This window comes from Microbacterium mangrovi (genome assembly GCF_000802305.1).
Lineage (GTDB): Bacteria > Actinomycetota > Actinomycetes > Actinomycetales > Microbacteriaceae > Microbacterium > Microbacterium mangrovi.
In genome coordinates, this window is the sequence record NZ_JTDK01000002.1 from 190,977 (window position 1) to 203,852 (window position 12,876).

Sequence of the window (12,876 nt, forward strand, 5' to 3'; positions counted from 1 at the left end):
GCCGGTCCGGCGGGGGAACGGCGGCGGTCAGGCGCGCTCGGCGGCGGCCTGCGGACCCGCTTCGAGTGAGCGCTCGTACTCCTCCTGCGCGGCGAGGTTCAGCGCGGTCACCTTGCGGCCCCGGCGGGCCACCCAGGCGCCGAACCAGATCGTCAGTTCGCGCCCGATGATGAACGCGGCGATCGACAGCGGAGCGAACAGCTGGGCGGCGATGAGCTTCTCGCTGGCCGCGTAGGTGAGGTTCCAGGCCTGCGCGTGCGCGAGCTGACCGGCGATGTGCCCGACGTAGGCCGCGAGACCCACGAGGATGCCGAACACCACCCAGTAGCCCCAGCGCGCCCGGTTGATGAAGACGCCCAGCAGCCAGAACCCGAGGAAGAACACCACCGTCGGCGTCCACAGGTCGGCGGTGGAGAGGTGATCGAGCACCCGGCTGCCGAGAGCCGAGATCGCGAACGTGCCCTTCACGAGGTCGATGAGCGCCCAGGCGGCGAGGTACAGGACCGCGAACGCCACGGCGGCGACCAGGCCGATGAGCCCGGCGGCGCCCCGGTTGCCGCGCGGAGTCGGTGCCTCGGGTGCCGAGACGTACACGGGACGCGGGCCGGCGATCGCGGTGAGCCCGGTCGGCTCCTCGGGCTCGGCGGCGGGGGCGGGTGCGGCGGCGGGGGCGGATGCTGCGGCGGCGGCCGCGGCGGGCGGGATCACCGTGGTGTCGGCCTCGTGCGCGGGTGCGGCAGGCGCGGGGGCGTCGGAGGCGGGAGCGACCGGCTCGGCGGTGTGCGACGCAGATTCGACGGGCTCGGCGGTGTGTGCGGGCTCGGCGGTGTGCGCGGGCTCGGCGGCTGCGGCGGCCGCAACGGGCGATTCTTCGGGAGCGGACTCGCCTGCCGGGGACTCGGCGGCTGCGGCGGCGGGCTCAGCGGACGCGGCGGGCGAGTCCGGCTCAGCGGCGGGCTCCGCAGTGTGCGCGGGCTCGGCGGCGGCCGGCCACAGGTGCGCCCCGCCGTCGGACGTGGACGGCGTGCCGTCCGCCGGAGCCGATTCGGGTGCTGCGGTCCCCGTCTGCTCGGCGGGGGCGGCATCCTCCGACGCCGGCTCGTTCGCGGCCGGCTCGTGCGCGGCCGGCTCCTGCGCGCCGGGCTGCTGGGGTGCGGCGTTCTGGGGCGAGCGCGACTCGGTGGCGGCGCGGCCCGCGGCCTCCGCCTCGGCGAGACCGGCGTTGGCGCGCTCGACGACGTCATCGATGTCGTGCTTGGACCCGGGTGCCTGCGGATCGGTCATGGCAGATCTCCTCACGCGGGCGCGTCTCCCGCACCGTCACGCTAACGTGCGCGGCGGGCGGTGCCGCGAAGCCTCGCCGTGCCGCGCCACATCCGGTCGCTCAGCGGACCGGCGCGGGCCACAGCCGCTGCACGAGCGCCGCGGTGTAGGCGGCGGGATGCCACCCCGTCTCGGTGGTCGAGAGCCACGTCTGCCCGTGCACCACCGCCGTGTCCGTCACCTGTCCGGAACGACGCGTGCAGGTCAGCAGCGATGCATCCGGGCGGGTGACGCGGCATCCGAATCCGCGCTGGGTGAGGGCAGCGGCGATCGCCGTCCGGGTCGCGTCGGCCGTGCCGGACGCGGTGAGGTCCACGAGGCTCGAGCGCACCGTTCCGCCGGTCGCCGACCGCCAGCCGCACGTCATCCGCACCGACGGATGCCACGGGGCCATCGCCTGCATCAGCTCCACCGCCGGCGCAGACATGTCCTGACTCAGCACCGTGTGCGGGTCGAGGGCGAGCTCCAGCCAGAGCCGGGACGGATACAGCGACACGCAGTCGTCGGTGAGAGCCGTGCCGATGGACTCGATCGGCACGGGCGTGGGCAGCGGTTCGGCCGGAGTGCGGGCTCCCTGCTCCAGGACCCCGAGCGTGAAGCCCACGGCCCAGGGAACCGCCGGCGCCGCGACGTACACCATGCCCGCCACCGCGGCCACGCAGAGGATGCCGACGGGCCATGCCAGCCACCACCTGCGTCCGCCGATCATCCCAGCCTCCCCGCTTGCCACGCTAGGTGGCGGCATCCCGATCCGCCCCCCGGCACGCCGCACGCGTGATCCGCCTCGATTCCAGTCTGCGACCGGAAAACGACGAAGGGCCCGGATGCCGAAGCATCCGGGCCCTGGGTCAGCCCTTCGACGAGCTCAGGGCACGGGGGTTCAGTTGTAGGTGGTGAAGTCGCCGTCGCTGAAGCTGTCGAAGTCGACGTACGTCAGGTCCTCGTCGGAGTAGGCGCCGTCCGACGCGAAGATGCGGTTGGGGTACCGCTCGCTCTTCGCCTCTTCGGTGGCCTCGACGGTGACGTTGCGGTACTTCGCAAGGCCGGTGCCCGCCGGGATCAGCTTTCCGATGATCACGTTCTCCTTGAGGCCCACCAGCGGGTCGCGCTTGCCCTCCATGGCCGCCTGCGTCAGGACGCGGGTGGTCTCCTGGAAGGACGCCGCGGACAGCCACGACTCGGTCGCGAGCGACGCCTTGGTGATACCCATGAGCTCCGGACGACCCGATGCGGGACGCTTGCCCTCGGCCACGGCCTGACGGTTCGTGTCGATGAAGCGACGCGCGTCGACCAGCTCACCCGGGAGCATCGCCGTGTCGCCGTGGTCGACCACGGTGACCTTGCGCAGCATCTGCCGAACGATGACCTCGATGTGCTTGTCGTGGATCGGGACACCCTGCGAGCGGTACACGCCCTGCACGCCGCCGACGAGGTACTTCTGCACCTCGCGGGCGCCCATGACGCGCATGATCTCCTTCGGGTCCAGCGTGCCCTTGATGATCGGCTGGCCGACCTCGACGTGCTGGCCGTCCTCCACGAGCAGCTCGGCGCGCTTGAGCACCGGGTACACGTGCGGCTCGTCGCCGCTGTCGGGGGTGAGGATCACCTTGCGGCTCTTCTCGGTCTCGTCGATCGTGACGCGCCCGGCGGACTCGGCGATCGGCGACGACCCCTTCGGGGTCCGGGCCTCGAAGAGCTCCTGCACACGCGGCAGACCCTGGGTGATGTCCTCGGCCGACGCCGAACCACCGGTGTGGAAGGTACGCATCGTCAGCTGGGTACCGGGCTCACCGATCGACTGGGCGGCGATGATGCCGACGGCCTCGCCGATGTCGACGATCTTGCCGGTGGCCAGCGAACGGCCGTAGCAGTTCGCGCAGACGCCGACAGCCGAGTCGCAGGTGAGCACCGAGCGGACCTTGATGGTCTCGATGCCCGCCTCGACCAGGCGGTCGATGAGCACGTCGCCCACGTCGTCGCCGGCCTCGGCCAGCACCGTGCCCGAGGCATCCACCACGGCCGCGGCGAGCGTCCGGGCGAACACCGAGTTCTCGACGTTCTCGTCGCGGGTGAGCACACCCTGCGAGTTCGGCGCCGCGATGGTGAAGTCCAGGCCCTTGCTGGTGCCGCAGTCCTCCTCGCGGATGATGACATCCTGCGAGACGTCCACGAGACGACGGGTCAGGTAACCCGAGTCGGCGGTACGGAGGGCCGTGTCGGCCAGACCCTTGCGGGCACCGTGCGTCGCGATGAAGTACTCCGCCACCGACAGACCCTCGCGGTACGAGGAGATGATCGGACGGGGGATGATCTCACCCTTCGGGTTCGACACCAGGCCACGCATACCGGCGATGTTCCGGATCTGCAGCCAGTTACCACGGGCGCCCGACGACACCATGCGGTTGATGGTGTTGTCCTCCGGGAAGTTGTCGCGCATCGCCTGCTGGATCTCGCGCTCCGCATCCTGCCAGATGTCGGTGAGCTCCTTGCGGCGCTCGGCATCCGTGGTGAGACCCTTCTCGTACTGAGCCTGGACCTTCGCGGCGGACTGCTCGTGCTTCGCGATGATCTCGCCCTTGTTCGGCGGGGTCAGGATGTCGGAGAGCGCGACGGTCACACCCGAACGGGTCGCCCAGTAGAAACCGGCGTCCTTGATGCGGTCGAGCGAAGCCGCGACCTCCACCTTCGGGTACTCCTCGGCGAGCTTGTTGACGATCTGCGACAGCTTGCCCTTGTCGGCCTGCTCGCGAACGAACGGGTAGCCCTTGGGCAGCGTGTCGTTGAAGATCGCCTGGCCGAGCGAGGCATCCACGAGACCGTGACGCTCGTAGCCCTCGGGCGCTTCGCCCTCGAGGAACGTCAGGCCGGGAACGCGGATGCGCACCTTCGCCTGCAGATCGAGCGTGCCCTCGTCCTTGGCGAGGATCGCCTCGGACACCGAACCGAACACGCGGCCCTCACCGGTCGCACCCGCCTTGACCGTGGTCAGGTGGTGCAGGCCGATGATCATGTCCTGCGAGGGCAGGGTGACCGGGCGGCCGTCGGACGGCTTCAGGATGTTGTTCGACGCCAGCATCAGGATGCGGGCCTCGGCCTGCGCCTCGACCGACAGCGGCAGGTGCACGGCCATCTGGTCACCGTCGAAGTCGGCGTTGAACGCCGCGCACACGAGCGGGTGCAGCTGGATGGCCTTGCCCTCGACGAGCTGCGGCTCGAAGGCCTGGATGCCGAGGCGGTGCAGCGTGGGCGCACGGTTCAGCAGAACCGGGCGCTCGCGGATGATCTCCTCGAGCACGTCCCAGACCTCGGGACGGGTGCGCTCGACGGCGCGCTTGGCGGCCTTGATGTTCTGCGAGTGACCGAGGTCGATCAGGCGCTTGATGACGAACGGCTTGAACAGCTCGAGCGCCATCTGCTTGGGCAGACCGCACTGGTGGAGCTTGAGCTGCGGGCCGACGATGATGACCGAACGACCCGAGTAGTCCACGCGCTTGCCGAGCAGGTTCTGACGGAACCGGCCCTGCTTGCCCTTGAGCATGTCGGACAGCGACTTCAGCGCACGGTTGCCGGTACCGGTGACCGGGCGGCCGCGGCGGCCGTTGTCGAACAGCGCGTCGACGGCCTCCTGCAGCATCCGCTTCTCGTTGTTGACGATGATCTCGGGGGCACCGAGGTCGATCAGGCGACGAAGACGGTTGTTGCGGTTGATCACGCGACGGTACAGGTCGTTGAGGTCGGAGGTCGCGAAGCGGCCGCCGTCCAGCTGCACCATCGGGCGCAGCTCCGGCGGGATCACCGGAACGACGTCGAGCACCATGGCGGCCGGCGACATGCCGGTCGACAGGAACGAGTTGACGACCTTGAGGCGCTTGATCGCACGGATCTTGCGCTGGCCCTTGCCCTCGGCGATCTGCAGGTGCAGGCTCTCGGACTCGGCCGCGAGGTCGAAGCTCTCCAGACGGCGCTTGATGGACTCCGCGCCCATGTAGGCCTCGAAGTACTGGCCGAAGCGGTCCTGCAGCTCCTGGAAGACGTCGTCCTCCGCCTTCAGCTGGCCCACCTCGAGCGTGCGGAAGTCCTCCCACACGCGCTCCAGACGCGCGATCGCCTCGTCGGCGTTCTTGCGGATGGAGGCCATCTCCTTCTCGGCGGCGTCCTTGGCCTTCTTCTTCTGGTCGGCCTTGGCGCCCTCCTCCTCGAGCGCAGCGAGCTGCTCCTCGAGCTTGGCGAGACGGGCGGCGACGCGGGCGTCGCGGCGGTCGCCGAGGGTCTTCATCTCCAGGCGAAGGTTGTTCTCGTGCGTGGGGAGGTCGCGGTGGCGGGCCTCCTCATCGACCGAGATGACCATGTACGCGGCGAAGTAGATGACCTTCTCGAGGTCCTTCGGCGCCATGTCGAGCAGGTAGCCCAGGCGCGAGGGCACGCCCTTGAAGTACCAGATGTGCGTGACGGGCGCGGCCAGCTCGATGTGGCCCATCCGCTCGCGGCGGACGGAGGACTTGGTGACCTCCACGCCGCAGCGCTCGCAGACGATGCCCTTGAAGCGGACGCGCTTGTACTTGCCGCACGCGCACTCCCAGTCGCGCGAGGGGCCGAAGATCTGCTCACCGAACAGACCGTCCTTCTCGGGCTTGAGGGTGCGGTAGTTGATGGTCTCGGGCTTCTTGACCTCACCGTAGGACCAACGACGGATGTCGTCGGCGGTGGCCAGGCCGATGCGAAGCTCATCGAAAGTTGTTGCGTCGAGCACTAGTTCTCCTGTGTCGGAATCTTGCGTTTGCCTGGCCTGGTTCAGATCTCGTCGATCGACGACGACTCGAACCGGCTGGAGATGTTGATGCCCAGCTCTTCCGCTGCGCGGAACGCCTCGTCATCCGTGTCGCGGAGGTTGACCGCGGTGCCGTCGGCGCCGAGGACCTCGACGTTCAGGCAGAGCGACTGCATCTCCTTCATGAGCACCTTGAAGGACTCGGGGATGCCGGGCTCCTGGATGTTCTCGCCCTTGACGATGGCCTCGTACACCTTGACGCGGCCGAGGATGTCGTCGGACTTGATGGTGAGCAGCTCCTGCAGCGCGTACGCGGCGCCGTAGGCCTCGAGGGCCCACACCTCCATCTCACCGAAGCGCTGGCCGCCGAACTGCGCCTTACCACCGAGCGGCTGCTGGGTGATCATCGAGTACGGGCCGGTGCTGCGGGCGTGGATCTTGTCGTCCACGAGGTGGTGCAGCTTCAGGATGTACATGTAGCCGACCGAGATCGGAGCCGGGAACGGCTCGCCGGAGCGGCCGTCGAACAGCTGCGTCTTGCCGGAGCGGTCGATGAGACGCTCGCCGTCGCGGTTGAGCAGCGTCGAGTCGAGCAGACCCGCGATCTCCTCCTCGTGGGCGCCGTCGAACACCGGGGTCGCGACCTTGGTGCCGGGGGCAGCCTCACGGGCGGCCTCGGGCAGGTGCACGGCCCACTCCGGGGTGCCCTCGACCTTCCAGCCCTGCTTGGCGATCCACCCGAGGTGGGTCTCCAGCACCTGGCCGAAGTTCATGCGGCCCGGGATGCCGAGCGGGTTCAGGACGACGTCGACCGGCGTGCCGTCGGCGAGGAACGGCATGTCCTCGACCGGCAGGATCTTCGCGATGACACCCTTGTTGCCGTGGCGGCCGGCGAGCTTGTCGCCCTCGGTGATCTTGCGCTTCTGGGCGATGTAGACCACGACGCGGCGGTTGACGCCCGAGCCGAGCTCGTCGTCGCCGTCCTCGGCGTTGAACTCCTTGACCGCGATGATCGTGCCCTGCTCGCCGTGCGGCACCTTCAGGGACGTGTCGCGCACCTCGCGGCTCTTCTCGTTGAAGATCGCGCGGAGCAGGCGCTCCTCGGCCGACAGCTCGGTCTCGCCCTTCGGGGTGACCTTGCCGACGAGGATGTCGCCGGGACGCACCTCGGCGCCGATCCGGACGATGCCGCGCTCGTCGAGGTCCTTCAGCAGGTCGGGGCTGACGTTGGGGAGGTCACGGGTGATCTCCTCCTTGCCGAGCTTGGTGTCACGGGCATCCACCTCGTACTCCTCGATGTGGATCGAGGACAGGGTGTCGTTCTTGACGAGGTCCTGGCTGAGGATGATCGCGTCTTCGAAGTTGTGACCCTCCCACGTCATGAACGCGACGAGGAGGTTCTTGCCGAGCGCCAGCTCGCCGTTCTCGGTGGCGGGGCCGTCGGCGATGACCTCGCCGACCTCGATGCGCTCGCCCGCCGAGACGATGACGCGCTGGTTGTACGACGTGCCCTGGTTGGAGCGGTCGAACTTGCGCAGGTAGTAGTCCTGCGTGCCGCCCTCGTCGAGCTGAACGGTGACGCGGTCGGCCGAGACCTCGGAGACCACACCGGCCTTGTCGGCGGTGATGACGTCACCGGCGTCGACGGCTGCGTAGCCCTCCATGCCGGTGCCGACGAACGGCGAGTCGCTGCGCACCAGCGGAACCGCCTGGCGCTGCATGTTCGCACCCATGAGGGCGCGGTTCGCGTCGTCGTGCTCGAGGAACGGGATCAGCGACGTGCCGACCGACACCATCTGGCGCGGCGAGACGTCCATGTAGCCGATCTCCTCGGCGTGGAACAGGTCGACCTCGCCGTCCTTGCCCGAACGCGCGAGCACGCGGTCGTCGGCGAAGCGGTTGTCGGAGGTGAGGGCCACACCGGCCTGGGCGACGATGTAGTCGGCCTCTTCGGCGGCGGTCAGGTACTCGATCTCGTCGGTGACGTGGCGGTCGACGACCTTGCGGTACGGCGTCTCGATGAAGCCGAACGCGTTGATGCGCGCGAAGGAGGCCAGCGAGCCGATCAGGCCGATGTTCGGGCCTTCCGGGGTCTCGATGGGGCACATGCGGCCGTAGTGCGACGGGTGGACGTCGCGGACCTCGACGCCGGCGCGCTCACGGGACAGACCGCCGGGGCCCAGCGCCGACAGGCGGCGCTTGTGGGTGATGCCCGCGAGCGGGTTGTTCTGGTCCATGAACTGCGACAGCTGCGACGTGCCGAAGAACTCCTTGATCGCGGCCACGACGGGGCGCACGTTGATCAGGGTCTGCGGGGTGATCGCCTCGATGTCCTGCGTGGTCATGCGCTCGCGGACGACGCGCTCCATGCGGGAAAGGCCCGTGCGGACCTGGTTCTGGATGAGCTCGCCCACCGCGCGGATGCGACGGTTGCCGAAGTTGTCGATGTCGTCGACGTCCAGGCGGATCTCGGCCTCCTGGCCGCCGCGCAGACCCGTGAAGGTGTCGTCGCCGCGGTGCAGGCGCACCAGGTACTTGATGGTGGCGACGATGTCGTCGCGGGTGAGCACCGAGTCGTTGATCGCGGTGGAAAGGCCCAGCTTGCGGTTGATCTTGTAGCGACCCACCTTGGCGAGGTCGTACCGCTTCGGGTTGAAGTAGAAGTTGTCGAGGAGGTTGCGGGCGGCCTCGGCGGCCACCTGCTCGCCCGGACGCAGCTTCTTGTAGATGTCGCGGAGTGCCTCCTCCTGCGTGAGGATCGTGTCCTTCGACAGGGTGTCTTCGATCGAGTCGAAGCCGGCGAACTCGTTGAGGATGTCTTCGCTGGTCAGGCCGAGCGCCTTGAGGAAGACCGTCACCGACTGCTTGCGCTTGCGGTCGATGCGAACGCCCACCTGGTCGCGCTTGTCGACCTCGAACTCCAGCCACGCACCGCGGCTCGGGATGACGCGGGCCGAGACGATGTCCTTGTCGGAGGTCTTGTCGGCGACGCGGTCGAAGTAGACGCCGGGGGAACGGACCAGCTGCGACACGACGACGCGCTCGGTGCCGTTGATGATGAACGTGCCCTTGTTGGTCTGCAGGGGGAAGTCGCCCATGAAGACCGTCTGGGTCTTGATCTCACCGGTCTGGTGGTTCATGAACTCGGCCTCGACATAGAGCGGGGCGGCATAAGTCTTGCCGCGCTCCTTGCACTCGTCGATCGAGTACTTCTCGGGCTCGAGGTAGGGGTTGGTGAAGCTCAGCTGCATGGTCTCGCTGAGGTCTTCGATGGGCGAGATCTCCTCGAAGATCTCTTCCAGACCACTCGTGTTGGGGACGTCGGTGCGACCGGCGGCCTCCGCCTCGGCGACCCGCTTCTTCCAGGCGTCGTTGCCGACGAGCCAGTCGAAGGACTCGGTCTGCAGCGCGAGAAGGTCGGGGACCGTCAGCGTGTCGGTGATCTTGGCGAACGAGAGGCGGGAAGCCCCGCGGCCGTTCTTGGGGGTGGTGGATGCGGTGGGCGCAGCAGCCAAGGGGATAACCTCCATGGGCCCGGGGGCCTCGAGTTCCTTGTCGTGGGTGGACTGCTCGTTCCTCCCCCGGCACCGCGTCTCACACCCCGCCGAGGCGAGGGAGCGCAGGCACAGCCGACCACCATATGAGGGCAGGGGGAATCCAAGAGCGCAACCACCCACGATACGCCCTTCGACGCGCCGTGTCCAGTCCCGTTGCTTGACATTCCCTGAGACCGGGTGGACAATGCCCCGCACCGCGTCTTCCGGCATCCGGAAACGGGACGAGCCCGCGCTCGTCGGGGGACGAGAGCGGGCTCGAGTGCCGCGATCGGCCCGTTACGGCGCCGGCGCCCCCGCCTTGGTGGGGTTGCAGGCGACGCCCGGCGACGGGACGGCGCCCTTCAGCCCGGCCCGGACGAACGAGCCGTAGCTCTGCACGCCGTGGTAGCCGTTCTTCTGGCTGCCCCGCATCGCGATCGCGTCGTCGTTGAAGCCCGGCGGGTTGTTCTCGAGGGAATCGACCCGGTCGAGTCCGGAGTACGCGCATTCGGACGCCGCGTGCGACGTTCCCTGCGGATACCCTCCGCTTCCGGTGTATTCGCCGGCGTTCGCGACGCCCGCTCCGGCGAGGACGAGCCCCACCGCGAGGGCGCAGCCCGCTGCCAATCTCTTCATGTCCCCAGCCTTCCGAGAAACGCGGGAGCACGGGTACGCTCCCGACGGCGCTCACCGTACGCCTTTCGGCGCCGCTTCGGTAGGCCTGTGCACGCACGCAGCGCTGGACGAACCGCGGGGGCCGGAGGGCGCGGTCAGCGCTGGCCGGGCTTCAGCAAGGACGTCGGCAGCAGCGTGCGCGGGCGCCGGAACCACCAGACCACCAGCAGGGACACCGCCCCGCCGAGCGTCCCGGCGATGATGTCCCCCATCGTGTCGAGGTTGTTCAGCTGCGCGTGCGTGCCGATCGTGTGGTCGCTGATGAACTCGCAGATCTCCCACGCCGCCGCGAACGACATCGCCACGAGCTGGATGAACACGACCGACATCCACGGCCGCATGGGCGGCCAGCCGCGGTCCTCGGACTCGCGCAGCACCCACATCGCCAGCCACGCCAGCATGATGCCGGAGCCGAAGTGCACCACCTTGTCCCACCCCGGGATGATCCCGTAGACCGAGAGGGAGCTCCCGGCGAAGGGGCCCGCCGTGATGAACACGAAGTAGTTCAGCTGCAGCATCCTCGGCAGCGGAGTGCGCACCAGGGCGCCGAGCACCCCGGTCGCCCACAGGGTCGGGACCAGGAGCAGCGCCAGGGCGGGCTTGATGTGCGGGGCGCCGACGGCGACGAGCACGAACGGCAGCACGATGAAGACGACCTGGAACGGCAGCGCCAGCAGGACGTTGTCGCGAACGATGCGCCGCCAGGGCACGAGGGCGGTCGCAGGGCGGGTCATGATCTCATTCTCCAACCCCGTGGGCGAGTGCGATGGCCGCCGCGCGATCATGCACCCCGAGTTTGCTGAAGATCGCATTGATGTGGGTCTTGACCGTCGCGACGCTGACGAACTGCCGCTCGGCGATGGCGGCGTTGCCGAGGCCGTCCGCCATGGCTGCCAGGACCTCCGCCTCACGTCGGGTGAGTGCGGGGAACCGGGACAGGATGCCGTCGGCGGCATCCTCCGCGGGAGCCGGCGTCGGGGCGGTCAGGGCTCCGATCACCGCGTCCCCGACGTCCGCGCCGAAGGTGCGGTGACCCCGGGCGACGGCGCGCACCGCGGCGGCGAGCTCCACGCGTCCGGCATCCTTGGTGAGATACCCGCGCGCGCCGGCGCGGAGCGCCTTCACGATGGACTCGTCGTCGGAGTACGTCGTCAGCACGAGCACCGCAGCGTCGGGGACGTCGGCGCGCAGCTGCGCGGTCGCCGCGACGCCGTCGAGCACCGGCATCCGCAGGTCCATGAGCACGACGTCGGGCCGGTGCTCGACTGCGAGCGCGACGGCTTCGCGCCCGTCCGGGGCGGTGCCGACCACCTCGATGTCGGGGAGGAGCCCCAGGATGGTCGCCAGGCCGTCGCGGATGATCGCCTGGTCGTCGGCGATCAGCACGCGGATCGGGTTCTCGTCGTCGGTCATCGCAGTCGAGCCTCCGCCTCGAGGACGAACCGGTCCGCGTCGCGCTGCACGCGCACCGCGCCGCCGTGCGGGAGCGCGGCGAAGCGCTCCCGCATCCCGATGAGACCGTACCCGCCGCCCGGGCTCGGCTGCGATCCGGCGACGGGGTTCGCGACGGTGAGCGCCACCCGGTCGTCGTGCCAGCCCACGCCGACCGAGACGGCCTCCCCCGGGGCGTGCCGCCGCGCGTTGCTGAGCGCCTCCTGCAGCGCGCGCTGCAGGGTCGTCCCGACGACGGCGGGCACCGTCCGCGGGTCACCGGACTCGGTGAGCTCGGCCCGTCCGCCGAGCGCGCGGTGCGCCTCGAGCAGGTCGGTCAGCATGGTGCGCAGCGCGGCGGGCGACAGGTCCGGCGCGTCGTCGGCCTGCGGTGCGCGCAGGGCGGCGACCGCGCGCCGCGCCTCGGCGAGTCCGGCGCCGGCCAGCGCCCGGGCGTCGGCCACGCGCGACCGGGACGCGGCGGCATCCCCGGCATCCATCAGAGCCTCGGCCGCGTCGAGCTGGATGACCAGGCCCCCGAGCGTGTGCGCGAGCACGTCGTGCAGGTCCCGGGCGAGCGCGATGCGGGATGCCTCCTCCCGCATCTGCAGGTCGCGCTCGGCGAGGAGAGCCGCCTGCCGCTGCGCGAGAAGTCCCTGGCGCCGGCTGTACCCGCCGAGCATCGCGAGGAGCATCCCGCCGCACATCGCCAGGAGCGACAGAATGGTCGTCCCGGAGCCGACCGCGGCGAGGGCGAGCAGGCCCAGGCCGCCCACCGCGACGGACAGGCCCGCCCACAGCGGGACGTCCGGGTCGGCGAGGACGATCACGATGCACACGGCCGCCGGCACGATCCCGAGGCCGTCGGTGCCGGGGGCGCTGAGACTCCCCGCGGCGACGCCCACCACCGCCGCGAGGACCGCGGCACGGCGGAAGGCGGGATGCCGCACCGCCAGCAGGGCGAACACCGTGCGGGCGATCCAGGCGATGAGGGCCGTGACGGCGAGCGCCGTGGCCACGGGCGTGCGCGTCTGGTCCTGCAGCAGCCACCAGCCGAGCAGCACCGCGCCGGCCGTCGAGAGGACGACGGCCAGCGGCGACGGGCGCACGATCACGGGACCATCATGCCGCGGCGGTGCCGGC

Annotated in this window: 8 protein-coding genes; all 8 read right to left on the bottom strand. The window is 69.9% G+C overall.

Going from position 1 to position 12,876, the window contains the following annotated elements; translation table 11 throughout:
• Positions 1-27: 27 nt before the first annotated feature.
• The 8 genes from LK09_RS20520 to LK09_RS02640 all read right to left on the bottom strand — a co-directional run bounded on the left by LK09_RS20520 (position 28) and on the right by LK09_RS02640 (position 12,848).
• Positions 28-1,284 (bottom strand): hypothetical protein, encoded by a 1,257-nt coding sequence (locus LK09_RS20520; RefSeq protein ID WP_052226332.1) that lies wholly within the window; start codon positions 1,282-1,284, stop codon positions 28-30.
• A gap of 100 nt (positions 1,285-1,384) precedes the next feature.
• Positions 1,385-2,032, bottom strand: coding sequence for a hypothetical protein (locus tag LK09_RS02610; protein ID WP_039395451.1), 648 nt, complete (start codon positions 2,030-2,032; stop codon positions 1,385-1,387).
• 171 nt (positions 2,033-2,203) lie between these two features.
• Positions 2,204-6,073, bottom strand: coding sequence for a DNA-directed RNA polymerase subunit beta' (locus LK09_RS02615; protein WP_039395452.1), 3,870 nt, complete (start codon positions 6,071-6,073; stop codon positions 2,204-2,206).
• Between the two features lie 41 nt (positions 6,074-6,114).
• Positions 6,115-9,606: a DNA-directed RNA polymerase subunit beta gene (gene rpoB / locus LK09_RS02620; RefSeq protein ID WP_039395456.1), complete on the bottom strand. Its 3,492-nt coding sequence runs from the start codon at positions 9,604-9,606 to the stop codon at positions 6,115-6,117.
• 318 nt (positions 9,607-9,924) lie between these two features.
• Complete coding sequence (locus LK09_RS02625) at positions 9,925-10,263, bottom strand: hypothetical protein (protein ID WP_039395458.1); 339 nt, start codon at positions 10,261-10,263, stop codon at positions 9,925-9,927.
• A gap of 134 nt (positions 10,264-10,397) precedes the next feature.
• Entirely contained in the window at positions 10,398-11,036 is a 639-nt protein-coding gene (locus LK09_RS20525) for a DUF2238 domain-containing protein (protein ID WP_052226333.1), read from the bottom strand.
• A 4-nt stretch (positions 11,037-11,040) separates the two neighbouring features.
• Positions 11,041-11,715 carry a response regulator transcription factor gene (locus LK09_RS02635; RefSeq protein ID WP_039395461.1) on the bottom strand — a complete coding sequence of 225 codons (675 nt, stop codon included), beginning with the start codon at positions 11,713-11,715 and terminating at the stop codon, positions 11,041-11,043.
• Positions 11,712-12,848: a sensor histidine kinase gene (locus LK09_RS02640; RefSeq protein WP_039395464.1), complete on the bottom strand. Its 1,137-nt coding sequence runs from the start codon at positions 12,846-12,848 to the stop codon at positions 11,712-11,714. Before LK09_RS02640 ends, LK09_RS02635 begins: the two co-directional genes overlap by 4 nt.
• Positions 12,849-12,876 lie beyond the last annotated feature (28 nt).

What these genes read in the sequence shown, in the direction of transcription:
- LK09_RS02635 (WP_039395461.1), bottom strand. Translation starts at nt 11,715, where the DNA reads ATGACCGACGACGAGAACCCGATCCGCGTGCTGATCGCCGACGACCAG.
- LK09_RS02625 (WP_039395458.1), bottom strand. Translation starts at nt 10,263, where the DNA reads ATGAAGAGATTGGCAGCGGGCTGCGCCCTCGCGGTGGGGCTCGTCCTC.
- LK09_RS20520 (WP_052226332.1), bottom strand. Translation starts at nt 1,284, where the DNA reads ATGACCGATCCGCAGGCACCCGGGTCCAAGCACGACATCGATGACGTC.
- LK09_RS02610 (WP_039395451.1), bottom strand. Translation starts at nt 2,032, where the DNA reads ATGATCGGCGGACGCAGGTGGTGGCTGGCATGGCCCGTCGGCATCCTC.
- LK09_RS20525 (WP_052226333.1), bottom strand. Translation starts at nt 11,036, where the DNA reads ATGACCCGCCCTGCGACCGCCCTCGTGCCCTGGCGGCGCATCGTTCGC.